20 protein-coding genes are annotated in these 26,709 nt (G+C 56.4%); 13 read left to right on the top strand and 7 right to left on the bottom strand.

The window, feature by feature from the left end; genetic code table 11:
- The first annotated feature begins 29 nt into the window (after positions 1 to 29).
- Both FHC49_RS19735 and FHC49_RS19730 read left to right on the top strand, forming a co-directional pair.
- On the top strand, positions 30 to 137 hold the full coding sequence (locus FHC49_RS19735; protein ID WP_115073682.1) for a type I toxin-antitoxin system toxin Ldr family protein: 108 nt from the start codon (positions 30 to 32) through the stop codon (positions 135 to 137).
- A gap of 424 nt (positions 138 to 561) precedes the next feature.
- A complete protein-coding gene (locus FHC49_RS19730; protein WP_115073682.1) occupies positions 562 to 669 on the top strand; it encodes a type I toxin-antitoxin system toxin Ldr family protein in 108 nt (35 codons plus the stop codon).
- A gap of 86 nt (positions 670 to 755) precedes the next feature.
- Here FHC49_RS19730 and bcsG read toward each other — a convergent pair whose 3' ends face one another.
- From bcsG to bcsE, 3 genes are read right to left on the bottom strand one after another with little or no spacing between them, the layout of a single operon-like run.
- On the bottom strand, positions 756 to 2,429 hold the full coding sequence (gene bcsG, locus FHC49_RS19725) for a cellulose biosynthesis protein BcsG (RefSeq protein WP_220440667.1): 1,674 nt from the start codon (positions 2,427 to 2,429) through the stop codon (positions 756 to 758).
- A complete protein-coding gene (gene bcsF / locus FHC49_RS19720; RefSeq protein ID WP_185667419.1) occupies positions 2,422 to 2,619 on the bottom strand; it encodes a cellulose biosynthesis protein BcsF in 198 nt (65 codons plus the stop codon). Before bcsF ends, bcsG begins: the two co-directional genes overlap by 8 nt.
- On the bottom strand, positions 2,616 to 4,175 hold the full coding sequence (gene bcsE / locus FHC49_RS19715) for a cellulose biosynthesis protein BcsE (protein ID WP_220440666.1): 1,560 nt from the start codon (positions 4,173 to 4,175) through the stop codon (positions 2,616 to 2,618). Before bcsE ends, bcsF begins: the two co-directional genes overlap by 4 nt.
- A gap of 301 nt (positions 4,176 to 4,476) precedes the next feature.
- Here bcsE and bcsR point away from each other — a divergent pair, with 301 nt between their 5' ends.
- From bcsR to FHC49_RS19670, 9 genes are all read left to right on the top strand, one after another.
- Entirely contained in the window at positions 4,477 to 4,677 is a 201-nt protein-coding gene (gene bcsR, locus FHC49_RS19710) for a cellulose biosynthesis protein BcsR (protein ID WP_185667417.1), read from the top strand.
- 10 nt (positions 4,678 to 4,687) lie between these two features.
- On the top strand, positions 4,688 to 5,440 hold the full coding sequence (gene bcsQ / locus FHC49_RS19705) for a cellulose biosynthesis protein BcsQ (protein ID WP_220440665.1): 753 nt from the start codon (positions 4,688 to 4,690) through the stop codon (positions 5,438 to 5,440).
- On the top strand, positions 5,437 to 8,055 hold the full coding sequence (bcsA, locus tag FHC49_RS19700) for a UDP-forming cellulose synthase catalytic subunit (RefSeq protein WP_220440664.1): 2,619 nt from the start codon (positions 5,437 to 5,439) through the stop codon (positions 8,053 to 8,055). The genes bcsQ and bcsA overlap by 4 nt, the downstream gene beginning before the upstream one ends.
- A gap of 13 nt (positions 8,056 to 8,068) precedes the next feature.
- Entirely contained in the window at positions 8,069 to 10,384 is a 2,316-nt protein-coding gene (bcsB, locus tag FHC49_RS19695; protein ID WP_220440663.1) for a cellulose biosynthesis cyclic di-GMP-binding regulatory protein BcsB, read from the top strand.
- Positions 10,385 to 10,390: 6 nt separating this feature from the next.
- Complete coding sequence (gene bcsZ / locus FHC49_RS19690) at positions 10,391 to 11,488, top strand: cellulose synthase complex periplasmic endoglucanase BcsZ (RefSeq protein ID WP_185667413.1); 1,098 nt, start codon at positions 10,391 to 10,393, stop codon at positions 11,486 to 11,488.
- The gene (bcsC, locus tag FHC49_RS19685; RefSeq protein ID WP_220440662.1) at positions 11,470 to 14,778 is read left to right on the top strand and encodes a cellulose synthase complex outer membrane protein BcsC; all 3,309 of its coding nucleotides are present in this window, start codon (positions 11,470 to 11,472) and stop codon (positions 14,776 to 14,778) included. The genes bcsZ and bcsC overlap by 19 nt, the downstream gene beginning before the upstream one ends.
- A 148-nt stretch (positions 14,779 to 14,926) precedes the next feature.
- Complete coding sequence (hmsP, locus tag FHC49_RS19680) at positions 14,927 to 16,942, top strand: biofilm formation regulator HmsP (protein ID WP_220440661.1); 2,016 nt, start codon at positions 14,927 to 14,929, stop codon at positions 16,940 to 16,942.
- 145 nt (positions 16,943 to 17,087) lie between these two features.
- Entirely contained in the window at positions 17,088 to 18,374 is a 1,287-nt protein-coding gene (locus FHC49_RS19675) for a dicarboxylate/amino acid:cation symporter (protein WP_185667410.1), read from the top strand.
- A gap of 272 nt (positions 18,375 to 18,646) precedes the next feature.
- Complete coding sequence (locus tag FHC49_RS19670; protein WP_185667409.1) at positions 18,647 to 20,137, top strand: pitrilysin family protein; 1,491 nt, start codon at positions 18,647 to 18,649, stop codon at positions 20,135 to 20,137.
- Positions 20,138 to 20,309: 172 nt separating this feature from the next.
- Here FHC49_RS19670 and FHC49_RS19665 read toward each other — a convergent pair whose 3' ends face one another.
- Positions 20,310 to 21,239 carry a sugar kinase gene (locus FHC49_RS19665; protein ID WP_035893927.1) on the bottom strand — a complete coding sequence of 310 codons (930 nt, stop codon included), beginning with the start codon at positions 21,237 to 21,239 and terminating at the stop codon, positions 20,310 to 20,312.
- Between the two features lie 227 nt (positions 21,240 to 21,466).
- Here FHC49_RS19665 and pdeH point away from each other — a divergent pair, with 227 nt between their 5' ends.
- Positions 21,467 to 22,240 (top strand): cyclic-guanylate-specific phosphodiesterase, encoded by a 774-nt coding sequence (pdeH, locus tag FHC49_RS19660; protein ID WP_185667407.1) that lies wholly within the window; start codon positions 21,467 to 21,469, stop codon positions 22,238 to 22,240.
- 35 nt (positions 22,241 to 22,275) lie between these two features.
- Here the strand turns inward: pdeH and FHC49_RS19655 are convergent, their stop codons facing one another.
- The 3 genes from FHC49_RS19655 to FHC49_RS19645 form a co-directional block, all read right to left on the bottom strand.
- Positions 22,276 to 23,592 (bottom strand): MFS transporter, encoded by a 1,317-nt coding sequence (locus tag FHC49_RS19655; protein WP_185667406.1) that lies wholly within the window; start codon positions 23,590 to 23,592, stop codon positions 22,276 to 22,278.
- 263 nt (positions 23,593 to 23,855) lie between these two features.
- Positions 23,856 to 24,818, bottom strand: coding sequence for an inner membrane protein YhjD (gene yhjD, locus FHC49_RS19650; RefSeq protein WP_370631778.1), 963 nt, complete (start codon positions 24,816 to 24,818; stop codon positions 23,856 to 23,858).
- Between the two features lie 99 nt (positions 24,819 to 24,917).
- Positions 24,918 to 25,817, bottom strand: coding sequence for a LysR family transcriptional regulator (locus FHC49_RS19645; protein ID WP_220440660.1), 900 nt, complete (start codon positions 25,815 to 25,817; stop codon positions 24,918 to 24,920).
- Positions 25,818 to 25,936: 119 nt separating this feature from the next.
- Between FHC49_RS19645 and FHC49_RS19640 the strand changes: the two genes are divergently transcribed.
- Positions 25,937 to 26,695 (top strand): SDR family NAD(P)-dependent oxidoreductase, encoded by a 759-nt coding sequence (locus tag FHC49_RS19640; RefSeq protein ID WP_185667404.1) that lies wholly within the window; start codon positions 25,937 to 25,939, stop codon positions 26,693 to 26,695.
- Positions 26,696 to 26,709: the final 14 nt, after the last annotated feature.

Here is a 26,709-nt window from a genome sequence, read left to right as displayed (position 1 = left end):
ACTGTTGCTATTGCAACCAAGGCGGCTACATGACGCTCGCAGAGCTTGGCGTGCTTTTCTGGCACGATCTGGCAGCTCCGATTGCGGTGGGAATTATCACCAGCGCTATTCTGAGCTGGTGGCGTAACCGGAAATAACGCCCGCTGAGGGGCGCCTGTCCACTGCAGTGGCAGCATGCGCCCGAACCGGGCCGCAGGAGTAAAACCCTGCGGCCTTTTTCGTTTTTGTAGCCCGGGCAAGGCGTTTACGCCGCCCCCGGGACCGCTCGGTGCTCATCCCGGCGTCGCTGCGCTCGGCCGGGCTACGCGTAGGTCGGGCGCTATTCTGAAAATGGGGTTGTGACGGCGAGCTGAAGGGGTGTTTGCAGTAGTATCGTCGTCAAGCCGGTTTCCCGGTGAGGCGCAATGTTGCGGGGGCTTGATCCCCGGCGGCATAGGTTGCTGGAAAGAGAAAACCCCCGCACGTTGTTTGGTATAAACCAGCAACATAACGGGGGCTATCACTTGACCAGACATCAAGAGAATAGCCGCGAACTGTTGCTATTGCAACCAAGGCGGCTACATGACGCTTGCAGAGCTTGGCGTGCTTTTCTGGCACGATCTGGCAGCTCCGATTGCGGTGGGAATTATCACCAGCGCCATTCTGAGCTGGTGGCGTAACCGGAAATAACGCCCGCTGAGGGGCGTCTGTCCGCCGCAGTGGCAGCATGCGCCCGAACCGGGCCGCAGGGGTAAAACCCTGCGGCCTTTTTCGTTCTACTGCGGGTACGGCACCCAGGAACCGCCGTTTAAGCGAACGTACGGTTTGCCCTGGTATTGCACGACGACGGCGTTGGAGTTTTCTGACACCGCGGCGGTCTGCGGCAGGTTGCCGGTGAAGGCCGACCAGTCGACGCTATCTTCGGTAAAGATTTTGCCGTCTACCGCGCGGGCAACCAGTTCGGAAATTGCCAGGTAACTGCTTGGCTGATTGATATCAATGGCGGCGCCCTGATGCGGTGCTTTCATGCCAAAGAATTTAATCGCAGCCGGTACGTGGGTAATCGACGGGCTTGGGATATCGCGCAGGCCGGAGACCTGCATTTTATCGCCCTGCAGCGCCGCACCATGCTCTGGCACCACAACCACCATCACTCGACGGCCAGACTTCTCAAGTTCGGTAAAGAAAGCATCCAACTCATCAAACAGCTTCTGCGCGCGGGTCTTGTAGTCCGCCGTTTTGCTCTGTCCCTGGAAGTGGTTACCGTCGTGCAGCGGCAGGATGTTATAGAAGGTTGCCGAGCGGCCACCGGCTGGCATATCCGGTGACTGCAGCCAGCGGTCGAGCACCGCCAGGTCGTCATACACCGGGGAACCGTCGAAGGAGAGCAGGTTAACCGGCAGCTTGCTTTGATCCATCAGCGGGCTCTGCATGCCACCGTTCTCACGTACTTCTTTGAGGAAATCGCCGAATACGCCGTTATGGTCAAGCATCAGGTGCTGGGTGAAGCCGAGTTTGGACAGGTTATCAAACAGGTAGCACTGGTTGCCTGCGGGCTGATACAGATTGGTATGCGACGGCTGACCGCAGCTTGCGCGCAGTAAACGAATCGCGGCCGGGCCGCTGTACGAAGTCGCAGAGTTGAAGTTGCTAAAACGAATATCAAAGTGTGACCACAGCGGATGCTGCATCAGACCCGCCGCTTCGATATCGGAGCTAGCCAGCGAACAGATGTTGATAACCAACAGGTCAAACGGCTGTGCATCTTCCGGCAACTGTGCCGGGAAGGTGGTGGTGCGTTTGCTTTCCGACGCGTAGAAGCTGTTTAACCAGGCATTCAGGTTATCTGACGTTGGCGCGGCGGTTTGCGCGGGAAGGTCGCCGCTTGCCGTCGTGCTGCCTGCTGCTGCGGCGGGTGCCGAGGAAGTTGCGGCGGCAGTAGCGGTGGTTGCTTGCCCGGTTGACCACAAGTTAATGGATGGAAGCAGTGGGCCGACGTTAATCCATACCATCGCAGCGACCACAAAAACGGTAATGCGGATCCACTGATTTAAAAACAGCCAGGCGACCACGAGCACGAAGAAAGCGCCGACCATCTGCCAGTTAATAAAACGGGTGACGAGATCCCAGATGTAATCCGCGCTAAAGCCCGCAATCTGCGAGCCCTGACTCATGATACTCTCCGGGCCCGGCAGCCAGGTATCATGCCAGAACAGCCCTATACCGAGCGGAATGGCAATCCAGTGGCGCCAGCGGTGCAGTCGGCTGTTTGGCAATGGGAAGAGCAGGAATGCCATGAACACCAGGTTCATCATGGGATGGAAATTGAGGTATCCCGCCCACAGCAGGCCAAATTTGACCAGGAAATAGAGGTTCCAGCCAGAGAGGCCCCGCCAGTAGTGCCACAGCGGAGAAGGAGTAACGGCGGCGTTTTTCGTCGAATTAGTCATTTTTTGATTTTGCCCTGACGGCCTGATCCCGGCGTATTACGCCGACGGGTTTAACAAAGCGCGGTTTTAGAAACATCAGACGGAACGCGTTCTCAATACGGCGCTGGTGATGACGTGCCAGATAACCCAGCGGGAAAAAGATCAGCGCGCAGAGAATCACGAGTTGAATAATATCGCTTATCGACATCATGACGATGTTCCTTCGGTATCCGTAGACAGGCGGCACGGCTCGGGATAACGGCGCCAGCTGTTATCTTCATAGGTCGCATTAATCACGTTTTTCGGTTTCGGTGAGATACGCAGTGGCTGCGTCCACAGCTCCGGCTTCACGCTACGCATATCAATCAACTCGGCGGAAATCTGTTTATCTTCAAACCACATCATACGGTTAGAGAAAATATCCCCGGTTGGCAGGGGGAAAATATGGTTGAGTGCTTTATCGAGGTCGTTAACGCGGCAGAAAGGGAGGAACAGCACCAGGCGACGATCGGCGATGGTCACAATATCGCCCATACGGTGCGGACGGCACAGCGTCAGCGCCTGCTCGACGCGTAACCCCGGCGCGGGTCGGAGCGCCACCATCACGCCTTTACTGTCCGCGGGCAGCAGCGTGTTGTTGATGACCTTTTGCACCGCATCGCAGAACACGTCCCACTTCTGGTAGCCCTTCAGCTTCAACGGTTCGGTGTTGGCGAGCAGAGTGGCTAAATCTTCCGGTACGTGACGGTTAAACTGCTGTGTCTGTACGCTTTCTATCAGGGTCAGGCTACGAGAGAGCGGCGCGCTGGCGGAGATAACGATATTGGCCCCGCAGCTTAACAGCAGGCGCTCATCGGTGGCTCGCAGGCTAGGAGTGGTCTCTCGGACAATAAGTTTTAAAGCACTTCCGCGCTGTCGACGCAGAGTATGAATATATCGGGCAAGCTGCTCAACCTGGCTATTTTGGTTTAGCGAGAATATGACGGTTGCGGCCTGTGCGGTACGTGCAGCATTAAAAACAGCGTCATTGGTATCAAATAAAGTCCAGTGCTCTGAAAGTGCCGGTGCGCCTTCGAGAATATTGATGTTACTGAGCACTTCTTTTTCATCGCTGCGCGGCTGGACGTTCGCAACTTCGTCCTGCGCCAGGTGCCAGCCGTGGTCATTTTGTTTAATTAACAGCTGCTGGCGGGCGCTTACCCCTTTTTCATTTGACCAGTAAGATATATCCAGTAGTTGACTATCACCCTGGTAACGTAAACTTGCCAGGCCAGAAAGGGCACGATATTCACCGAGTAAAACGGAGGTTTGAGCGTCGGCATTGTTGCCAGGATTCAGTACCAGAAGCGTGCAGCCATAGTATTTAGCCCATTTTTGAGACTTGTTTACCCAATCATGAACTTTATCAGCAGGAATATTTTTCCAGGCGTTATGTGAGCATAACAGGATAACGAAATAATCGTTGGGTTCGAGCGTGCGCAGTAAATCGCGGCGCATAAAGTATAGACTATCTACGCTATCCTGCATGGTAAACAGCGACACTTTTTTAGGGCCGATATTTCCCTTTAATTCTATAAGGTTATTAGGGTTTTCACCCATGCAAACCACCGCCACTTTCGCCGCATCTTGCTGTGCTGAAAGCGTCTGGTTTAGCAGGCTGACGGCATCCTCATGGCGATCGGTATTCACCCACCACACGCCGCCTGCAGGCATATGACTCACTTCATCCCACAGCGACTGGATACCAATAGAAAATATGGGGTTCATCGTGTCCCTCTTATCGACGATAATCCTGCGTATAAGTTTACTAGTGTAAACGTCAGAATAAACCTAATATTGAAATTAAATAGCATCAGATTTAGCATGTATACTCTGATTTATTAGCGTTATCGTCAGGCGATAAGTGAGCCAATCCCCTGAAACCTGCATAACTATGTGGTTGAAATGAGTAAAAGCAAAACTACTCATCTGCAATCAGAAGTATGACGAGTATAAACGAATTTCATGGAAAGGTTGCCCTTCGAATGATGGGGCGCATTTGTACTTTGATTTCAGAGGGAGCAAAAAAATGTCAGATAATGAACCAGTGACATCAGCTGATTCTCAACTTGGCTACACTTTCCAGAATGATTTTCTCGCACTGAGCCGGGCTTTCTCTCTACCCAATATAGATTACACTGATATTTCCCAGCGTGAAAAATTAGCTGCGGCGTTTAAACGCTGGCCGCTGCTGGCAGAGTTTGCAGAACAAAAAGCCGAACAAAAATAAGGAAGCCATAATGGCTATTCTGGGATTACAGGGCGTTCGCGGTGGCGTGGGTACGACGTCCATCACGGCGGCATTAGCGTGGTCGTTACAGCTGCTCGGGGAGTCGGTGCTGGTCATCGATGCTGGCCCTGACAATATGTTGCGTCTGTCGTTTAACGATGAGATCGGACGGCAGAGCGGCTGGGCGCGCGCGGCGTTGGACGGCGAGGATTGGCGTGACGCGGGATTACGTTACACTTCACTGATTGATGTGCTGCCGTTTGGTCACCTCCAGCCGGGTGAGTTGCAAAACGCGGCCGCGTTGGGCGATACGCTATCGACCATTGCCGATATCGCCGAAACCTTAGAACGCGAAGGGCGCTACCAGTGGATCTTGCTGGATCTCCCGCACGGTTTTTATCCCTGGACTGCGCCGCTGGTCGAAGCCAGTCACTTTACGCTGACGATTCTGAAACCAGACGCTAACTGCCATATTCGCCTGCATCAACAGCCGCTACCGGCTGATACCCACCTTTTGATCAATGGGTTACGCATGAGCAGCCCGCTGCAGGAAGACCTTTATCAGGTCTGGCTGCAAACCCAGCGTCGTCTTCTGCCGGTGGTTATCCATCTGGATGAAGCGATGGCTGAAAGCCTGGCGAACAAGCAGCCGCTTGGCGAATACCGCCACGATTCCCTTGCCGCCGAAGAGATGATTACGCTCGCCAACTGGTGCCTGATGCACTACGCAGGCCGCCGTCCGGTCGCGGAGCGCGAAGCATGATTCGCCTCGGCAGCTGGATATTCGTCCCGCCGGTCTACGTTCGCCTGCGCGAGCGCTATCTTGGTTATCGAAAGGCGGGATCGTCCTGGCTTTCCGCGACATTGACCTGCCTATGGGTGGGGCTGGCATGGCTCTTTCTGCCGTTGGAAAATGCCCGCTGGCAGGCGCTGACTGACCGTCACGACGAACTGTTCCCGCACATTAATTTCTCGCGACCACGCCCGCTGGATCCGCTGCGCTTTGCGCTACAGGCGGTCTGGCTCATTGCCACCAAGCCTGCAGAACAACGCAGCGCTCGCCCCTGGCGACCGCTGGCAGGCATCGATCGTCTGCGCGAGCGCTACAACCGCTGGGCTGATGAGCTGCCGGGCCGGATGAATGCGCAAACCGGCCATCTCGATGAGAAGAAAGAGCTGGCGCACCTGAATCCAAAGCTGCGCCGCCTGATCCTTGGCGTGGTGGTTACGCTCTCCTTAATTCTGGCCCTAGTCTGCATTACCCAACCGTTTAACCCGCTCTCGCAGTTTATCTTCTTGCTGCTGCTCTGGGGCGTGGCGCTGCTGGTGAGGCGCATTCCGGGGCGTTTCTCGGCGCTGATGCTGATCGTGCTCTCGCTGACGGTCTCCTGTCGCTACATCTGGTGGCGCTATACCTCAACGCTCAACTGGAACGACCCGGTAAGCCTGGTATGTGGCCTGATCCTGCTGTTTGCCGAAACCTATGCGTGGATTGTGCTGGTGCTGGGTTACTTCCAGGTGGTCTGGCCGCTGAACCGTCATCCGGTGCCGCTGCCGAAGGACATGAACGAATGGCCTTCGGTCGATATCTTCGTCCCGACCTATAACGAAGATTTGAACGTCGTCAAAAACACCGTTTACGCTTCGCTCGGTATCGACTGGCCAAAAGATAAGATTCAAATCTGGATCCTTGATGACGGCGGCCGCGAAGAGTTTAAGCAGTTCGCCAAAGACGTGGGCGTCCACTACGTAGCACGCACCACGCATGAACATGCAAAAGCCGGGAACATCAACAACGCGCTGAAGTATGCCAAAGGCGAGTTTGTATCGATTTTCGACTGCGACCACGTGCCGACGCGCTCGTTCCTGCAGATGACCATGGGCTGGTTCCTGAAGGACAAGAAGCTGGCGATGATGCAGACGCCACACCACTTCTTCTCGCCTGACCCGTTCGAACGTAACCTGGGCCGTTTCCGTAAAACGCCGAACGAAGGCACGCTGTTCTATGGGCTGGTGCAGGACGGTAACGACATGTGGGATGCGACCTTCTTCTGCGGCTCGTGTGCCGTGATTCGTCGTAAACCGCTGGATGAAATTGGCGGCATTGCCGTGGAAACCGTGACCGAAGATGCGCACACCTCGCTGCGTCTGCACCGTCGCGGCTACACCTCTGCCTACATGCGTTTGCCGCAGGCGGCGGGGCTGGCGACGGAAAGCCTGTCGGCGCATATCGGCCAGCGTATTCGTTGGGCGCGCGGCATGGTGCAGATCTTCCGCATGGATAACCCCCTGTTTGGTAAAGGGCTGAAGCTACCGCAGCGGCTGTGCTACCTCAACGCCATGTTCCACTTCCTGTCGGGCGTACCGCGGCTTATCTTCCTCACCGCACCGCTGGCCTTCCTGCTACTGCACGCCTACATCATCTACGCCCCGGCGCTGATGATCGCGCTGTTCGTGCTGCCGCACATGATTCACGCCAGCCTGACCAACTCAAAAATTCAGGGCAAATACCGCCACTCCTTCTGGAGTGAAATCTATGAAACGGTGCTCGCGTGGTACATCGCGCCACCGACGATGGTCGCGCTTTTTAACCCGCACAAAGGCAAATTCAACGTCACCGCTAAGGGTGGCCTGGTGGAAGAGGAGTACGTCGACTGGGTTATCTCCCGCCCGTATATCTTCCTCGTCCTGCTGAATCTGGTGGGCGTGGCGTTTGGGATCTGGCGCTATATGTACGGCCCGGCGGATGAAACCCTCACCGTGTGGATAAGCCTGGTGTGGGTGTTCTATAACCTGATTATCCTCGGCGGTGCGGTGGCGGTGTCGGTGGAAAGTAAACAGGTGCGTCGTTCGCACCGTGTTGAAATCAAAATGCCGGGGGCTATCTCCCGTGAAGACGGGCATCTCTTCTCCTGTACGGTACATGACTTCTCTGACGGCGGCGTGGGTATTCATATCAACGGTGACGCTCAGGTGCTGGAAGAGCAGAAGGTTAATCTGCTGCTCAAACGCGGCCAGCAGGAGTACGTCTTCCCAACCCAGGTCGTGCGTGTACTGGGCAGTGAAGTGGGGCTCAAGCTGTTGCCGATGAGCACCCGTCAACATATCGATTTTGTACAGTGTACGTTTGCGCGTGCGGATACGTGGGCGCTCTGGCAGGACAGCTTCCCGGAAGATAAACCGCTGGAAAGCCTGATGGATATCCTGAAGCTGGGGTTCCGTGGCTATCGCCACCTGGCCGAGTTCGCGCCACCGGTGGCAAAAGAGATTTTCCGGTCGCTCACCATGCTGGTGGCGTGGGTGGCTTCGTTCATTCCGCGCCGTCCAGAACGTGAGGCGGTAATCGAGCATCCGCTATCGGCTATGGCTCAACAATAATGATGATGAACCGATGAAAAGAAAACTTTCCTGGATTTGTGCAGTGGCGGTGGGCATGGGCAGTTTACTGCCGCTCACGACGCATTCAGAACCGACGACAGAGGTGGCGGTAGCGCCGACTGTTCAGGACAACGCCGCGGCGTCTGCTTCTGCCGACGCGGCAACCACGACGCCGGTGGTGGTGGAAGATGCGCCGTCGCGTGACGTAAAGCTTTCTTTTGCCCAGATTGCGCCGCCGCCGGGCAGCATGGTGCTGCGCGGATCTAACCCGGACGGCGGCATTGAGTTTGGCATGCGCAGCGACGAAGTGGTGTCGAAGGCGATGCTGAACCTGACCTATACGCCGTCGCCGTCGTTGCTACCGACGACGTCTCAGCTGAAGGTCTATCTGAACGATGAGCTGATGGGCGTACTGCCGGTCACCAAAGAGCAACTGGGTAAAAAGGTCTCGACGCAGATCCCTATCGACCCGCTCTATATCACCGACTTTAACCGCGTGCGCCTTGAGTTTATTGGCCACTACCGCGACGTCTGTGAAAACCCGGCGAACACCACCGTCTGGCTGGACGTGGCGCGCAACAGCTCGCTGGATTTGACCTATCAGGCGCTGAAGGTGCGTAACGATCTGTCGCACTTCCCGGTGCCGTTCTTTGACGCCCGTGATAACCGTGCGCTGAACCTGCCTATCGTCTTTGCCAACTCACCGGATCTGCCGCAGCAGCAGGCGGCCGCCATTGTGGCTTCGTGGTTTGGCGCTAAGGCGGGCTGGCGTGGCCAGGCCTTCCCGGTGCTGTTTAATACGTTGCCGGATCGTAATGCCATTGTCTTTGCCACCAACGATCGCCGCCCGGACTTCCTGCGCGATCATCCGGCGGTGAAGGCACCAACGATCGAAATGATCGACCATCCGAACAACCCGTATATGAAGCTGCTGGTGGTGTTTGGTCGTGACGATAACGACCTGCTGAAAGCGGCTCAGGGCATCGCGGCGGGCAATATTCTGTTCCGCGGCGATAGCGTGACGGTGGATGAGGTGAAACCGCTGCTGGCCCGCGCGCCGTACGACGCGCCAAACTGGGTGCGTACCGACCGTCCGGTCACCTTCGGTGAGCTGAAAACCTATGAACAGCAGCTGCAGTCCACCGGGCTGGAGCCGGCGTCTATCAACCTGTCGCTGAATCTGCCGCCGGATCTCTACCTGATGCGCAGTACCGGCATCGACATGGATCTGAAGTACCGCTACACCATGCCGCCGGTCAAAGACAGTTCGCGGATGGACATCAGCCTGAATGACCAGTTCCTGCAGTCGTTTAACCTCAACAGCACCCAGGATGTGAATAAGCTGATGCTGCGCCTGCCGGTGCTACAAGGTCTGCTGGACGGTAAAAACGATGTCAGCATTCCGGCGCTGCGTTTGGGTGCAATGAACCAGCTGCGCTTTGATTTCCAGTATATGAACCCGATGCCGGGCGGCTCGGTGGATAACTGCGTGACCTTCCAGCCGGTGCAGAACCACGTGGTGATTGGCGACGACTCGACCATCGACTTCTCGAACTACTATCACTTCCTGCCGATGCCGGATCTGCGCACCTTTGCCAATGCAGGCTTCCCGTTCACCCGTATGGCGGATCTCTCCGACACGGTGATCGTGATGCCAAAACAGCCGTCTGAAGCGCAGGTGAGCACGCTGCTGAACGCCGTTGGCGTGATTGGTGGCCAGACCGGCCTGGCGGGCTCGAAGATGACCATCGCCGATGATGGCAGCAAGATTCAGGACCAGGATGCTGACCTGCTGTTGATTGGCTCTATCCCGCAAAAACTGAAGGACGATAAGCACATCGACCTGCTGGTGGACGCCACCCAGAGCTGGGTGAAAACGCCAATGCGCCATACTGACCTGCCGAGCATCTATCTTGATGAAGATGACCGTCAGGCTGGCGTGCAGACCGGGATCACCTCTTCCGGCCCGATGGCTGCCGTCGTCGGTTTCGAATCACCGTACCACAAGCAGCGCAGCGTCGTGGCGCTGCTCGCTGACAGCGCCAGCGGTTATGACCTGCTGAACAATGCATTGAACGACAGCGGCAAGCGCGCGGCGATGTTTGGCTCAGTATCGGTGATTCGTGAGTCCGGCGTGAGCAGCCTGCGCGTGGGCGACATCTACTATGTCGGTCATCTGCCGTGGTTCGAACGCGTGTGGTTCGCGCTCTCTAACCATCCGGTTCTGCTGGCTATCTTTGCCGCCATCAGCATCGTGCTGCTGGCTTGGGTGCTGTGGCGTCTGCTGCGTATCATCAGCCGCCGTCGTCTGAACCCGGAAGACGAGTAAGCCGCGATGAAGATGCTTCGCTGGATAGTACTGCTGTGCGTCCTGGGCGGTCAGGCGCAGGCCGCCTGTAACTGGCCTGCCTGGGAGCAGTTCAAGCAGGATTACGTCAGCGCGGAAGGGCGCGTTATCGATCCTAGCGATGCGCGCAAAATTACCACCTCAGAGGGGCAAAGCTACGCGCTGTTCTTTGCCCTCGCCGCGAACGATCGTCAGGCCTTTGCAAGCCTGCTGAGCTGGACGCAGAACAACCTCGCGCAGGGTTCGCTGCGCGAGCATCTACCCGCCTGGCTGTGGGGCAAAAAGAGCGATGACGAGTGGACGGTGCTGGACAGCAACTCCGCCTCCGATTCAGATGTCTGGATCGCCTGGACGCTGCTGGAAGCCGGTCGTTTGTGGAAAAATGATGATTACACGGCAACAGGCAAAGCGCTGCTGGCAAAAATTGCCGATGGCGAAGTGGTGAAAGTTCCCGGTCTGGGACTGATGCTGTTGCCCGGCCGCGTTGGCTTTGCGGAAGAGACGCGCTGGCGCTTCAATCCAAGCTATCTCCCACCGCAGGTGGCGCAGTATTTCAGCCAATTTGGCGCCCCGTGGACTACCCTTCGCGATACCAACCTGAAGCTGCTGCTTGATACCGCGCCGAAAGGTTTCTCACCGGACTGGGTGAGCTACGACAAGAAACAGGGCTGGTTGCTGAAAGAGGCCAGCGTGGTGGGCAGCTACGATGCTATTCGCGTCTATTTATGGGTGGGCATGCTGCACGACGCCGACCCACAGAAAGCACGACTGCTTAAACGCTTTAACGCGATGGCGGCACAGACCGTGAAGCAGGGCGTTCCCCCGGAAAAAGTGGCGATTGCCACCGGGGCGGTGACCGGCGACGGCCCGGTCGGTTTTTCAGCTTCGCTGATTCCATTCCTACAAAATCGCGATGCGCAGGCCGTTCAGCGCCAGCGTGTGGCCGATCATTTTCCCAGCGCGGATGCTTATTACAATTATGTTCTGACCCTCTTTGGTCAGGGCTGGGATCAACACCGTTTTCGCTTCAGCGCCCGCGGCGAATTACTACCTGACTGGGGCCAGGAATGCGCAAGTTCACACTAAGTTTAATCACCCTCTCTCTGGGCCTGACGCTGGTACAGCCGGGCTATGCGGACACCTCGGCAGAAGAACAGCTGCTCAACCAGGTGCGTCTTGGAGAAGCCAGCAAACGGGATGATTTGGTGCAGCAATCGCTGTACCGGCTGGAGCTGATTAATCCCAACAATCCACAGGTGCTGGCGGCGCGTCTGCGCTATCTGCTGCGCCAGGGCGACACCGCCGGTGCGCAAAAGCAGCTGCAAAAGCTGGCGCAGGTGGCACCAAATTCAACGGAATATAACGCTTCTCGCATTGAGATTGGCCTGAACACCGATGCTGGACGTCAGGCGCTGCAACAGGCGCGACTGCTGGCGACTACCGGGCACGTTCCGGAAGCGCTGGCCGACTACGAAAAAGCCTTCAACGGCCCGCCGCCGGACGGCGACTACGCGGTAGAGTACTGGACTGCGGTAGCGAAAATCCCGGCCCGACGCGATGAAGCGGTCAAACACCTGCAAACGCTGAATAAGCAGAACCCTGGCAACGTTGGCCTGCAGATGACGCTTGCTAATATGCTGCTCGCGGCGAATCAGCGAGATGAAGCCTTTAACGTGCTGGAGCAAATGGCGAAATCGGCGGGCGGGCGTGGCCCGGCGAGTGACCTGTGGTTTAAAGCCATCAAAGACCAGCCTGCCAGCCCATCCAGCGTACAGGCGTTGCAGCGTTATCTGATGATTTTCAACAGCGGTGAATCGGCGGACAGCGCTCGTGCCATGCTGGCCGACCAGCAAAAACAGATGGCGGACCCGGTTCTGCGCGCCAAAGCGGTAGAACAGGAAAAAGTGGCGCAGGCAGCGGACAACACGCCGCAGACCTGGCAACTCTACTGGCCGCTGATCCGCAAAGGCGATGCGGCGCTGAAGGCTAATAATCTGGCGCAGGCCGAGAGCTTCTACCAGCAGGCGCGCAAACTGGATGCCACCGACAGCTATGCGGTGCTGGGACTTGGCGATGTAGCCATGGCGCGTAAAGATAGTGCCTCAGCGGAGCGTTTCTATCAGCAGGCGCTGCGCCTCGATCGCGGCAACAGTAGCGCGGTGCGCGGGCTGGCAAATATCTACCGCGCCGAGTCGCCGGAGAAAGCCACCGCCTTTATCAACAGTCTTTCTGCTAGCCAGCGTCGCAGCATTGACGATATCGAACGTAGTCTGACCAACGACCGACTCTCCCAGCAGGCTGAAGCGCTGGAGAATAAGGGAAATTGGTCACAGGCTGCGGAAGTTCAGCGCCGTCGACTGGCGCTCTCGCCGGACGATGTGTGGATAACCTATCGCCTCTCCCGTGACCTGGTGAGCGCCGGACAGCGCGGTGAAGCCGACAACCTGATGCTCAATCTGGCGCGTAAAAAGCCGACCGATGCCGACCAGGTTTACGCTAACGGACTCTATCTTTCCGGTAACGGTCAAGATCAGGCTGCGTTGACGCATTTGGCGGCACTGCCGACAGCGCAATGGACCGATAATATTCGCGAACTGGACCAGCGTCTGCGCAGCGATCAGCTGATTGCTCAGGCCAACCGCCTGCGTGATAGCGGGCAGGAAGTGCAGGCAATTGCGCTGCTGAAACAGCAGCCTGAATCCTCTCGCATTCATTCAACGCTTGCCGACTGGGCGCAGCAGCGGGGCGATAATGCTACGGCGCTGGCTGAATACAATGCCGTGCTGGCAAAAGACCCGCATGACGAAGATGCCCATCTGGGCATGGCGGAAGTGTATGCCGCTGACGGTAATGCGCTAGCAGCACGCCAGCAGCTGGCACAACTCCCTGCCGAAGGCCAACGTTCGCTCAATACTCAGCGACGCATTGCGCTGGTCAGCGCCAAACTGGGTGATACCGCGGCGGCGCAGCAAATGATGACCGCCCTGATTCCTCAGGCCAAAGCCCAGCCGCCGTCTATGGATACGGCGATGGTGCTGCGCGATGCCGCGCGCTATCAGGCGCAGGACGGCAACCCGAAACAGGCGCTGGAGACCTACAAAGATGCGATGGTCGCCACGCAGATTACCCCAACGCGTCCAGTGGATAACGACACCTTTACCCGCCTGACGCGTAACGACGAGAAAGACGACTGGCTTAAGCGCGGCGTGCGCAGTGACGCGGCGGATCTCTATCGTCAGCAGGACCTGAACGTCACCTTGCAGCATGATTTCTGGGGTTCCAGCGGTACGGGCGGTTATTCCGACCTGAAAGCGCATACCACTATGTTACAGGTCGATGCGCCGCTGGCCGATGGCCGGATGTTCTTCCGTTCGGATCTGGTGAATATGGACGCGGGGAGTTTCTCCACCGATAAAAATGACCAGTATAAGAAACAGTGGGGCACCTGTGATTTATCCGCCTGTAGCGGGTCAACGCACCAAAGCGACAGCGGCGCCAGCGTAGCCATTGGCTGGAAAAATGACACCTGGAACGCGGATATTGGCACCACCCCGATGGGCTTTAACGTGGTGGATGTGGTTGGTGGACTGAGCTACAGCAGCGATGTCGGTCCGCTGGGCTATACGGTTAACGCACACCGTCGTCCGATCTCCAGCTCGTTACTGGCATTTGGTGGGCAGAAAGATAATGACAAGGATGGGCACACAGGCACGACCTGGGGTGGCGTCCGCGCTAACGGCGGCGGTATTAGCCTGAGCTACGACAAAGGTGAAGCCAATGGCGTATGGGCTTCACTCGGTGGCGACCAACTGTCAGGTAAAAACGTAGACGACAACTGGCGCGTTCGCTGGATGACGGGGTATTACTACAAGGTTATTAACGAGAATAACCGCCGGGTAACCGTTGGGCTTAACAACATGATCTGGCACTACCAGAAGGATCTGAGCGGCTATACCCTCGGTCAGGGCGGCTATTACAGCCCGCAGGAATATGTGTCGTTTGCCGTGCCGGTTAACTGGCGTGAACGTACGGAAAACTGGTCATGGGAACTGGGGGGGTCGGTCTCCTGGTCGCATTCGCGCACCAGTACGGAGCCGCGCTATCCGCTGATGAACCTGATCCCGCAAACCTGGAAGAAAAAGGCCCACGAGGATGTAAACCACGGTGGCAGCAGCCAGGGCTTTGGTTATACCGCGCGGGCGATTATCGAACGACGCGTCAGTTCCAACTGGTTCGTGGGCGCAGGCGTCGATATCCAGCAGGCGAAGGATTACACCCCAAGCCACGCGCTGCTCTACGTTCGTTATTCCGCCGCTGGCTGGCAGGGCGACCTCGATATGCCGCCGCAGCCGCTCACGCCATACGCAGACTGGTAATTTCACCGCTCCGAATATAGGTATTCGTCTTATATAACCCGGCACCCTGCCGGGTTATAATTATCGCGGCGGAGTCCCTTTTGACTTTGCCGCCAGCCTCGTTATTCTCAATGCCTGAGCAATACGTTCGTATTAGTGGAGAGCTCTTTTGCGCGTTAGCCGTTCCCTTACAATAAAACAAATGGCCATGGTTGCTGTTGTTACCATGTTGTTTTTATTTGTCTTTTGCTTCATTTTACTGTTCCACTTCGTACAGCAGGATCGCTATAACACTGGGGTGCAATTAGAGAGCATCGCCCGCTCGGTACGTCAGCCGCTGTCGGCTGCCATCCTTAAAGCCGATATTCCCGAGGCAGAGGCCATTCTTGGGCGCATTCAACCTGCCGGCATCGTCAGCCGGACGGATGTCGTGCTGCCTAACCAGTTTCAGGCGCTACGCATGAGTTTTATTCCGGAACGTCCGGTTCCGGTCAATATCACGCGCATTTTTGAACTCCCGGTGCAGATTTCACTACCGCTCTATTCGCTGGAACGGCCCGCTAACCCACAGCCGCTGGCCTACCTGGTGCTACAGGCAGACCCTTATCGTATGTATAAGTTCGTGATGAGCGCGCTGGCAACGATAGTGACCGCTTACTTTTTGCTCGTTTTAATGCTGACAGTCGCGCTGACCTGGTGCATCAACCGACTGATTGTCAGGCCGCTGCGCAGCATTGCCTATGAAATTCACGATCTGCCGGGGGCGGATCGCATCGGTCATCAGCTCTCCCTGCCGCGTCTGCACCACGATGATGAAATCGGTACGCTGGTGCGCAGTTACAACCGCAATCAGCAGGCGCTACTACGTCAATATGACGAACTGAGCAATCAGTCGACCCGTTTCCCGGTCTCTGACCTGCCTAACAAAGCTTTCCTGTTAGGGCTGCTCGAACAGAGCCTGGTGCGCAAAACGCCGGTGGCACTGCTGACTATCGCCTGTGAAACCTTGCAGGATACCGCGGGCGTGCTGAAAGAAGAGCAGCGTGAAATGCTGCTGCTGACGCTGGCAGAGAAGATTAAGCAGGTGATCTCGCCGCGCATGGTGCTGGCGCAGGTCAGCGGCTACGACTTCGCGATTCTGGCCTATGACGTCAAAGAGCCGTGGCATGCCATCACATTAGGTCAGCAAGTACTCACTATTATTAATGAGCGCCTGCCGCTGCAGGGCATTCAGCTGCGCCCGAGCGCCAGCGTGGGTATTGCGATGTATAACGACGGGTTAACGGCGGAGCAGTTCTATCGCCGCTCGCTTTCGGCGGCCTTTACCGCACGACGCAAAGGGAAAAACCAGATTGAGTTTTTCGACCCGGAGCAGATGGTAAAAGCGCAAAAGCGCCTGACCGAAGAGAGCGATATCCTGACCGCGCTGGACAATGAGCAGTTCTCCGTCTGGCTCCAGCCGCAGGTGGAAACCAGCACCGGCAAGGTGTGCAGCGCGGAAGTGCTGCTGCGCCAGCGCCAGCCGGACGGTAGCTGGGCGCTGCCGAACGATCTGATAGACAGCATTGAATCCTGCGGCCTGATGGTGACCGTGGGGCACTGGGTGCTGGAAGAGTCGTGCCGACAACTGGCGGCCTGGCAGTCGCGCGGCATTATGCTGCCGCTGTCGGTGAACATCTCGGCGCTGCAGCTTCTGCATCACGACATGGTGTCGGATATGCTGGCCCTGCTCAACCGCTATCGCATTGCGCCGGGTACGCTGGTTCTGGAAGTGACAGAGAGCCGACGCATTGACGACCCGAAAGCCGCTGTCGCCATTTTACGACCGCTGCGCAACGCCGGTGTGCGCATTGCGCTGGATGATTTTGGTATGGGTTACGCGGGTTTGCGCCAGCTACAGCATATGAAATCTGTGCCGGTGGATATTCTGAAGATCGACAAAATCTTTATCGACAGCCTGCCGGAAGATACCAGCATGGTGGCGGCCATCATCCAGCTTGGGCGCAGCCTGAACCTGAAAATGGTTGCTGAAGGTGTTGAAAATAAAGAGCAATATGCATGGCTGCGGGCGGCAAATGTCGATATTTTGCAGGGCTTCCTGTTTGCTCGCGCCGTCCCGATGGAGACCTTTGAGCAGGATTATCTCGGTAAGGACAATTCACTACTGCCGGGAGATCGGAGTTAGCGATTGTGCGTGTCAGCTCAAAGTTTTAACAATTAAGTATCAAATTAACGTACATATATTTCGATAATGTTTCCTGGATGTTATTTTGTGCCAACAGGTAAAAATAATCCCTACATTTCCTGTGGCTATAGCTTAAGGACATCCTATGAAAACCTCTTTCTTCAAAAGCCTCTATTTCCAGGTGTTGACGGCGATAGTGATCGGTGTGCTACTCGGTCACTATTACCCGGAATTAGGTGCGCAAATGAAACCGCTCGGCGATGCCTTCGTCAAACTGATTAAAATGGTTATCGCGCCGGTTATTTTTTGTACGGTAGTGACCGGCATCGCCGGTATGGAAAGCATGAAAGCGGTGGGGCGCACCGGTGCCGTGGCGCTGCTCTACTTTGAAGTGGTCAGCACCCTCGCGCTGATTATCGGTCTGGTGATTGTGAACGTGGTGCAACCCGGTGCGGGGATGAACGTTGACCCGGCAACGCTGGATGCGAAAGCGGTAGCGATGTACGCCGAGCAGGCAAAAGATCAGGGTATTATCGCCTTCCTGATGGATATCATTCCTTCCAGCGTGATCGGTGCCTTTGCCAGCGGCAACATCCTGCAGGTGCTGCTGTTTGCGGTGATGTTTGGCTTTGCGCTGCACCGCCTGGGCAGCAAGGGTCAGTTGATTTTCAACGTTATTGAAAGCTTCTCGCAGGTTATCTTCGGCATCATCAACATGATTATGCGCCTGGCGCCGATTGGTGCGTTCGGGGCGATGGCCTTTACTATCGGCAAATACGGCGTGGGTACGCTGGTGCAGTTGGGCCAGCTTATCATCTGCTTCTATATCACCTGTATCCTGTTTGTGGTGGTGGTGCTGGGTACGATTGCGCGTGCGACCGGGTTCAGCATTTTCAAATTTATCCGCTATATCCGCGAAGAACTGCTGATTGTGCTGGGAACCTCCTCTTCCGAATCCGCGCTGCCGCGTATGCTCGACAAGATGGAAAAGCTAGGCTGCCGGAAGTCGGTGGTGGGGCTGGTTATCCCGACCGGTTACTCGTTTAACCTCGACGGCACCTCGATTTATCTGACGATGGCGGCGGTGTTTATCGCCCAGGCGACCAACAGTCATATGGATATCTTCCATCAGGTGACGCTGCTGGTGGTACTGCTGCTCTCCTCGAAAGGGGCCGCAGGCGTGACCGGTAGTGGCTTTATCGTGCTGGCGGCAACTATCTCGGCGGTGGGACATCTGCCGGTTGCTGGTCTGGCGCTGATTCTGGGTATCGACCGCTTTATGTCAGAAGCGCGTGCGCTGACTAACCTTATCGGTAACGGCGTGGCGACCATTGTCGTGGCGAAACGCGTGAAACAGCTGGACGCTAAACAGCTGGACGATGTGCTCAATAACCGTCCGACGGCGAAAGAACCGCACGAATTATCCTCTTAATCTCCTCACTTAAGCCCGTACTCCCTTGCTGGAGTGCGGGCTCCTGCGCATAATTAGGCGGCGTCATTATTTAGCTATGTTAGCTTATGGTTGCCGTAGATTTTATTTTCCTTAGCCATGTGACGTTTTTGCGATTGTGTGGTCTAACTGACGTATTTACTTCATTATTTTAGGCAATCGCCGCGGCGGTTGTCTTTTATACCCACTGGCCTCCGTGCGCGCGTCGCCCGGATGACGGTGGGGATAACCAGGAACGTTCATCAGGGGTTCACATGCAGGGCACAACAATTCGACTTTTAGCCGGTGGTTTGCTGATGATGGCAGCAGCCAGCTATGTGCAGGCAGAAGCGCTCCAGCCGGACCCGGCCTGGCAACAAGGCACGTTGTCTAATGGCTTTCAGTGGCAGGTACTTGCCACTCCGCAGCGCCCGAGCGACCGTGTAGAAATCCGGCTCTCGATTGATATTGGTTCACTGAACGAAAGCGCCCAACAGACGGGCTATAGCCACCTTATTCCGCGGATCGCCCTGACTCAGAATGGCGGTCTACAAACCATGCAGGCTCGCTCCATGTGGCAGCAGAGCATCGACCCGAAGCGGCCGCTGCCGCCGGCGATTGTCTCTTATGACTACACCCGCTTTAACCTGAGCCTGCCGAACAACCGCAGCGACCTACAGAAAGAGGCGCTGAACTGGCTCGCGACCTCAATTGGTAAACTGAGCATTACACCGGACACCGTCAGCTACGCACTGGGCGTGCAGGATATGGTGGCAACCTGGCCGCAGGATACCAAAGAGGGCTGGTGGCGCTATCGTCTGAAGGGTTCCACCATGCTGGGACACGACCCGGCTGAGCCGTTGAAACTGCCGGTAGATGCTAAACATGTCGCCGAGTTCTATCAGAAATGGTACACCCCGGATGCGATGACGCTGATTATCGTCGGCAACGTCGATAGCCGTGCCACCATTGAGCAGATCAGCAAAACCTTCGGTGGGCTGAAGGGGAAACGTGAAACGCCAGCGGCGGTGCCAACGCTGTCGCCGCTTCCACCGGAAACGGTAAGCATCATGACCAACGCGGTGCGCCAGGATCGTCTCTCTATTATGTGGGACACGCCGTGGCAACCGATTCGTGAGTCTGCGGCGCTGCAGCGTTACTGGCGTGCCGACCTGGCGCGTGAAGCGCTGTTCTGGCATATCCAGCAGAAACTGAGCCGCACCAACATGAAGGATATCGGCCTGGGCTTTGACTGCCGGGTGCTGTATCTGCGCGCCCAGTGCGGCATCAACCTGGAATCGCCGGGCGAGAAGCTGGAAAGCAACCTGGGGCTGGTTGCCCGCGAGCTGGCGGCCATTCGCGAAAAAGGTCTGCCTGAAGATGAATTTGATTCGCTGATTGCGCAGAAGAAGCTGGAGCTGCAAAAGCTGTTCGCCACCTATGCGCGGATGGATACCGACATGCTGATTAGCCAGCGTATGCGTTCGTTGCAGAATCAGGTGGTGGATATCGCCCCGGAACAGTATCAGAAGCTACGTCAGAGCTTCCTCGAGTCGCTGACGCCGGACATGCTCAACCAGGATCTGCGCCAGCAGCTTTCGCAGGATATGGCGCTCGTCCTTCAGCAGCCAACCGGTGAGCCGGAGTTCAATATGAAGGATCTGCAGGAGGTGTGGGGCAAGATTATGCTGGCACCGACGGCAGAAGCTGCCACGGCGACGGAAGAGAGTCATCAGGATGTGACGGATATTCCGCCGGCGCAGTAGCGGGTTTTTCCCCTCACCCTAACCCTCTCCCAGAGGGAGAGGGAACCGTTTGGTTTTCTCCCTCGCCCCTATGGGGAGAGGGCCGGGGTGAGGGGGGAAACCCCCGCACTTAACGTACCGACGAAAAAAAACCTCTCCCAACCGGAAGAGGTTTTTTTATACCCGCGAAACCTTACGCAGGCATCGCGTCGCGTGGAATAATCGCCCCACGGTGCTGAATTACGGTGCTCGCCGTCTGGTGACCGCGCTTCGCCGCTGCTGCCGCATCGCCGCCGGTTAGGCGGACGGACAGATAGCCTGCGCTGAAGGAGTCACCCGCTGCGGTAGTATCCACCACTTTCTCTTTTGGCAGCTTAACTGCTGGTACGTCAACCAGCGCTTCACCGGTAATCGCCACCAGGCAAGAGTCTGCACCGCGCTTCACCACCACTTCACTTACGCCTGCGGCCTGAGTACGAGCAATAACCTCTTCAACCGGCTTCTCGCCCCACAGCGCGTCTTCGTCGTCCAGCGTCAGGAAGGCAATGTCGGTGCACTGCAGCATCTGCTGATAAACCTGCTGAGTTTCTTCTTTGCTGGCCCACAGGCGCGGACGGTAGTTGTTGTCAAAGATGACTTTGCCGCCGTTAGCGCGGCACTGTTTCAGCAGCGCAATCAGCTTCTCACGGCTGGCTGGGCTGAGGATAGCAAGGCTAATGCCGCTCAGGTAGAGGTAGTCAAAGCCTGCCAGCTGTTCGCAGATGGCGGCAGACTGCTCGCTCTCCAGCCAGAATTTAGCGGCGGCTTCGTTACGCCAGTAGTAAAACGTACGCTCGCCGGTCTCATCGGTTTCGATGTAGTACAGGCCAGGCATACGGTCGCTCATGCGTTGAATCAGGTCGGTTTTGACGTTCTCTGCCTGCCAGGCGTCCATCATCTGCTGGCTGAAGGTGTCAGTGCCGAGTGCGGTGACGTAGTTGACGCTCAGTTCAGCAGGAGAGACCTGGCGAGCAATATAGACGGACGTGTTTAAGGTGTCGCCGCCAAAGCCGCGGTTAACTTGTGCGCCCTTCTCGGACAGCTCAATCATGCATTCGCCAATCACGGCAATTTTTTTGGACATAGTCATCAACCTGATTCGGTAAATTTTTCGTAGTGTGCGCTGTGGCTATTCGTTGGTCAACTATATTAAAACAACGTTCCATTATTTTTTTTGAGCTAGCGCGTGTTACGGCCGATTTATCCTCTTTAGTGAAAATAAAATGGCTCAAACTGAACATAAAGTTCTCACTTGCCCCGCCGATAACTTTATCACTAGACCCTCTGACCCTCTCTTCACAGGAAGCTTAAATGACGTTAAAGCAGGTGAACCAGCGGGCGAGAGTACCTGATGCGGAGCTGGAAAGCCTACAGCAACTGCGTTACTGGCAAGAGTGTGAGCGTGTCTATACCTACCAGCCTATCTACACCATTCAGGGCCGCTTGATGGCGATTGAAGTGTTAACGATAGTGACCCATCCCTCTCAACCACAAAAACGTATTGCCCCGGATCGTTACTTCGCTGCAGTTTCTATCGGCCAGCGCATCCATGTCATCAAAGAACAGGTGACGATGCTGGCAAAAAGGAAGCATTTCTTTGAGCAAAATAAGGTGCTGGCATCGGTCAACGTCGATGCGCCCACGCTGCTGGAAATGCGTCAGGACCGGATCCTGAAAACGATGATTGAAACGCTGCCCTGGCTACGCTTTGAATTGGTGGAGCACATGGCGCTGCCGCAAGATTCCACGGTGGCCTCGCTGTGCGAATTTGGCCCGCTGTGGCTGGATGACTTCGGCACCGGTATGGCTAACTTCTCGGCGCTGAATGAAGTGCGCTACGACTACATTAAAGTGGCCCGCGATCTGTTCATTATGCTGCGCAAAACCCCTGAAGGCCGCAAACTGTTTATTCTGCTGATTGAGCTGATGAATCGCTATTGCGAAGGGGTGATTGTGGAGGGGGTTGAAACGCTGGAAGAGTGGCGCGAAATTCAAAACTCACCTGCTGCCGCCGCGCAGGGCTATTTCCTTTCTCGACCGGTGCCGATGTCGACGCTGGAATCCTTGATGATCAATCTGGTGTGAAACTGGCCTACGTGATGTAGGCCAGCTCCATTATTTTAGAGTGATTCGTGACGCGTTTCGTGCGTCAGCAGCAGTGCAATCAGCGTCAGTGCCGCCATGGCTGCCAGATAGACACCCACGTAGAATAACCCATAGCTACTCTGCAACCAGGCCGCGATGTACGGCGCAACGGACGCACCCAGAATCGACGACACGTTGTAGGAGAACGATGCCCCGGTATAACGCACTTCCGTTGGGAAGAGCTCCGGCAGCAGCGCGCCCATTGGGCCAAAGGTCAGACCCATCAGGCTCAGGCCAACCAGCAGATACAGCATAATCAGCGCCGGATTACCGGAGCCCAGCAGCGGCTGGAAGAAGAACAGCGCGAAGATGATAATCAGGCTGGTGATCACAATCATGCTTGGGCGACGACCGAAACGGTCCGCCAGCAGGCCTGCAATCGGCACCATCACGCCAAACCCAATCACCGCCAGCATCAGCATCCACAGGACTTCGTTACGCGGCAGCCCCAGGCCATTCGGCGCGGCGGCGGTGCTGTAGGTCATCGAGTAGACGGTCATGATATAGAACAGCGTATAGGTCGCCAGCATGATGAAGGTGCCAAGCACCGTCACGCGCACGTGCTTGCTGAGCAGGGTGCCCATCGGCACTTTAACCTGTTTCTTAGCGGCAGCGACTTTGGCGAACACCGGCGTTTCATGCAGCGAGACGCGCACGTACAGGCCGATAATCACTAACACCGCAGAGAAGATAAACGGAACGCGCCAGCCCCAGGTCATGAACTGCTCGTCGGTCAGCAGCCAGGAGAGCAGCAGGAAGGTGCCGTTAGCGAAGAAGAAGCCAATCGGTGCGCCCAGCTGCGGGAAGGATCCGTACAGCGCGCGTTTGCGTGGCGGGGCGTTTTCCGTCGCCAGCAGCGCCGCGCCGCCCCATTCACCGCCCAGACCCAGACCCTGGCCAAAGCGCGCCAGCGCCAGCAGGACTGGAGCCATAATGCCGATGGAGGCATAGCTCGGCAGCAGGCCGATAACCACGGTGGAGATCCCCATGGTCAGCAGCGAAGCGACCAGCGTGACCTTACGCCCGACGCGGTCACCGAAGTGGCCGAAGAGCGCGGAACCAATAGGACGAGCGACGAAGGCGATAGCGAACGTTGCCAGCGATTGCAGCGTTGCCGCCGTCGGATCGCCCTGTGGGAAGAAGATATGCGGGAACACGATGACCGCAGCGGTGGCGTAAATATAGAAGTCGAAGAACTCAATGGCGGTGCCGATGAGTGAGGCCACGACGACCTTATTACGCGAGTTAACCGGAGCGGAAGCCTGTTCGTTATCGAGTGTTGTGCTGGTCATAGTCTTTTCTAATATGTATAGCGAACGAAAGGCCATATTAGACATAGCAAAAGCGACATTTCAATCTGTAACAGGATTGTAAAATGGTGAAAAGAGGGGCAAAAAGTGGATAATTTTTATACCAGTAAATTATCAAACATGAAATGCTTCACATTTTTCGTAGATTAGATGATAAAACTGGTTTTTGGTTAAATAAAAGTTACAGGCTGGATTTATATGCTAATTCGGTGGGTTGGGCTGAAATTTTCAGCCCAACCGGGCGGCTAGCGGTGGGTTTTTCCCGGCATTCTCGGGTCGTCCTTGTACTCCGCCGTAGCAATCCACGCGGCGCAGAACAGCGTCAGGCGGGCGAAGAAGTAGAAGAACGCCATCAGGCCAAGCACGGAACCAAACGCGGCGCCGGACGGGGATTTCACCAGCGTCGGTAGCGTCCAGGTCATGATGATTTTGATCACCTCAAAGCCGATAGCAGCAATAAAAGTGCCACGGATCAGTGCCTTTTTACGCGGGCGGTGGCGGGGCAGTCGCCAGAAAATCCAGAAGAACAGCAGGTAGTTGGCGAAGATCGAAATTGCCAGACCTATCAACCGCCAGGCGGGCTTCAGCCACTCAATGCTATCGAGATAGAGCGCTGAGATAATCAGCTGCTGCGCCGACCCGGCCACCGAGGTAATGGAAAGGGTGACAATCAGCGCAATCAGCAGGCCAATCAGCGACACGAAGTCACGCAAGTATTTAATCCAGATGGCCTCCTGATCCTGCGGCGTGCGTTCCCAGACATCGCGCGACTGGGCGCGAATAGCCTCGCGCAGGTTGCCCATCCAGTTGATGCCGGAGTAGAGGGCGATACACAGGCCGACCAGGCCGACGGTGGTACGCTGCTGCACGGCGGTGTTGATGGTGCTTTTGAGCGTGGCGGCGAGCGTCGGGTCGCTGACGTTGGCCAGGATCTTATTGAAGATGTCCTGCAGCAGCGTCGGATGCGAGGCAAGAATAAAGCCGGCGGCGGCGAACGACACCATCAGAATGGGGATCATCGATAAGAATGAAAAGTAGGTAATAGCCGCGCCAAACTGATTTCCCAGCCGATCGTTAAAGCGCTCAGCGGCGCGAATCAGGTGGGCGATGACCGGCTGGCGCTGAATCTTCTGCGCCGTGGTGGTGACGCTGTCCAGCGCCTTGCTAGCCTTTTGCTGTAGACGTTTATCGTTGTTTTCCGACGTCATCAGGGAGATTTTCCTTTTTATTGCTTTTACTTAAGTATAGAGGGTTCCCCGGAGTCGGTACGTTGCACCTCGTCCAAGCAACCCAAAGCGCCGCCGGGATCAATCCACATATCCCTGCAACACGCCGGTTAACCATTCCATAAACAGGTGTACCCGCCGCGATAGGTTACGACGGTGCGGGTAAATTAACGACACCGGCATCGGCTCGGCCCGATGCTGCGGGAGAATTTCAACCAGCTCGCCGCTGTGCAGCGCTTCGCGCACGCCAACGCGCGGCACCTGAATAATCCCCAGCCCTGCCAGGCAGGCAGCATGATAGGTTTCCGTGCTGTTCACCGTCAGCACGCCGCCGGTTTTGACCCACCTGGTGCCGCCCTCTTTCGCTACTTCAAACCCCTGCGGGCGCACGCCGAGATTGGTGGCGTAGTGCACCAGCGCATGGTTGCTGAGGTCGTCCAGCGACTCGGGATAGCCAAAGCGCGCCAGGTAGCCTGGACTAGCACAGTTAATGATGGTCAGTTTGCCGAGCGGTCGGGCAATCAGCCCTGAATCTTTCAACGACCCCACGCGCACCACGCAGTCAAACCCTTCGCGAATCACATCGACTAAGTGATCGCTGCTGCTGAGCTCAAGCTCAATGCCGGGATAGTGCTGCAAAAAAGCGGGCAGTTTGGGGATCACCACCTTACGGGCGATACCTACCGGCATATCCACGCGCAGCCGCCCGCTCACGCTGCTGGGGTCGCTCTGAAACATGCTGTCCAGTTCGTCGAGGTTGCTCAGCAAATCTTTAGCGCGCTCGTAGTAGACCATCCCATCCTGAGTCAGCAGCACCCGTCGAGTGGTGCGGTGCAGCAGGCGGCAACCAAGATGGTTTTCCAGCGCCTGAATTTGTCGCGATACGCTACCTTTAGGAAGGCCAAGGGTATCCGCCGCGCGGGAAAAACTCTCCAGTTCAGCGACGCGGATGAACAGTTGCATTGCGTGAATTTTATCCATCAGCATGCCCTATTGTTGTTCTGAATGAGACAGTGAAGCGTAATCAGGGATATTTATTGTTCTTTTATCACCTAATAAGCTTGTTCTCAACGAACACACCCACTGAAATGAGGTTTCCCATGACTCAACGTATTGCGTTAGTGACCGGCGGTAGCCGCGGACTCGGTAAAAATGCGGTGCTGAAGCTGGCCGCGCAGGGAACGGATATTATCTTCACCTACAACAGTCAACGTGATGCCGCGCTGGAAGTTGTGGCCGAAATTGAGCAAAAAGGAGCGAAAGCCGTAGCATTACAGCTGAACGTCAGCGATGTTGCCAGCTTTGCGGCCTTCACTCAGCAGGTGAAAGAAGCGCTGAATCAGGTCTGGGGTCGCGAGACGTTTGATTATTTAGTGAACAACGCCGGGATTGGCCTGTATGCCTCCTTTGCTGAGACCTCCGAGACGCTATTTGATGAGCTGATGAATATCCATTTCAAGGGACCGTTCTTCCTGACTCAGTCGCTGCTGTCGCTGATGGAAAATGGCGGACGCATCCTCAACGTCTCGACCGGGCTGGCGCGTTTTGCGCTGCCGGGCTATGCCGCCTACGCCTCAATGAAAGGGGCGATGGAAGTGCTGACCCGCTATCAGGCAAAAGAGCTGGGGGCGCGCGGGATTTCGGTCAACAGCATTGCGCCAGGGGCGATTGAAACCGACTTTGGCGGTGGCCGCGTTCGCGATAACGACGACCTGAACAAGTACGTGGCGTCGCAAACCGCGCTGGGTCGCGTTGGGCTGCCGGATGATATTGGCGATGCGATTGCCGCGCTGCTGAGCGATAACCTGCGCTGGATGACCGCGCAGCGCATCGAAGTTTCGGGCGGCATGTTCCTCTAAGACTGCAATAACGC

This window comes from Kluyvera sp. EC_51 (assembly GCF_019584505.1).
Lineage (GTDB): Bacteria > Pseudomonadota > Gammaproteobacteria > Enterobacterales > Enterobacteriaceae > Kluyvera > Kluyvera sichuanensis.
The sequence above is the reverse complement of the archived record's forward strand: the minus strand, read 5'-3'. Positions and strand labels throughout refer to the sequence as shown.

Excerpts from the sequence above, each read along its gene's own strand:
- FHC49_RS19735 (WP_115073682.1), top strand. The coding sequence starts at position 30 with ATGACGCTCGCAGAGCTTGGCGTGCTTTTCTGGCACGATCTGGCAGCT.
- FHC49_RS19730 (WP_115073682.1), top strand. The coding sequence starts at position 562 with ATGACGCTTGCAGAGCTTGGCGTGCTTTTCTGGCACGATCTGGCAGCT.
- bcsG (WP_220440667.1), bottom strand. The coding sequence starts at position 2,429 with ATGACTAATTCGACGAAAAACGCCGCCGTTACTCCTTCTCCGCTGTGG.
- bcsF (WP_185667419.1), bottom strand. The coding sequence starts at position 2,619 with ATGATGTCGATAAGCGATATTATTCAACTCGTGATTCTCTGCGCGCTG.
- bcsE (WP_220440666.1), bottom strand. The coding sequence starts at position 4,175 with ATGAACCCCATATTTTCTATTGGTATCCAGTCGCTGTGGGATGAAGTG.
- bcsR (WP_185667417.1), top strand. The coding sequence starts at position 4,477 with ATGTCAGATAATGAACCAGTGACATCAGCTGATTCTCAACTTGGCTAC.
- bcsQ (WP_220440665.1), top strand. The coding sequence starts at position 4,688 with ATGGCTATTCTGGGATTACAGGGCGTTCGCGGTGGCGTGGGTACGACG.
- bcsA (WP_220440664.1), top strand. The coding sequence starts at position 5,437 with ATGATTCGCCTCGGCAGCTGGATATTCGTCCCGCCGGTCTACGTTCGC.
- bcsB (WP_220440663.1), top strand. The coding sequence starts at position 8,069 with ATGAAAAGAAAACTTTCCTGGATTTGTGCAGTGGCGGTGGGCATGGGC.
- bcsZ (WP_185667413.1), top strand. The coding sequence starts at position 10,391 with ATGAAGATGCTTCGCTGGATAGTACTGCTGTGCGTCCTGGGCGGTCAG.
- bcsC (WP_220440662.1), top strand. The coding sequence starts at position 11,470 with ATGCGCAAGTTCACACTAAGTTTAATCACCCTCTCTCTGGGCCTGACG.
- FHC49_RS19675 (WP_185667410.1), top strand. The coding sequence starts at position 17,088 with ATGAAAACCTCTTTCTTCAAAAGCCTCTATTTCCAGGTGTTGACGGCG.
- FHC49_RS19670 (WP_185667409.1), top strand. The coding sequence starts at position 18,647 with ATGCAGGGCACAACAATTCGACTTTTAGCCGGTGGTTTGCTGATGATG.
- FHC49_RS19665 (WP_035893927.1), bottom strand. The coding sequence starts at position 21,239 with ATGTCCAAAAAAATTGCCGTGATTGGCGAATGCATGATTGAGCTGTCC.
- pdeH (WP_185667407.1), top strand. The coding sequence starts at position 21,467 with ATGACGTTAAAGCAGGTGAACCAGCGGGCGAGAGTACCTGATGCGGAG.
- FHC49_RS19655 (WP_185667406.1), bottom strand. The coding sequence starts at position 23,592 with ATGACCAGCACAACACTCGATAACGAACAGGCTTCCGCTCCGGTTAAC.
- yhjD (WP_370631778.1), bottom strand. The coding sequence starts at position 24,818 with ATGACGTCGGAAAACAACGATAAACGTCTACAGCAAAAGGCTAGCAAG.
- FHC49_RS19645 (WP_220440660.1), bottom strand. The coding sequence starts at position 25,817 with ATGGATAAAATTCACGCAATGCAACTGTTCATCCGCGTCGCTGAACTG.
- FHC49_RS19640 (WP_185667404.1), top strand. The coding sequence starts at position 25,937 with ATGACTCAACGTATTGCGTTAGTGACCGGCGGTAGCCGCGGACTCGGT.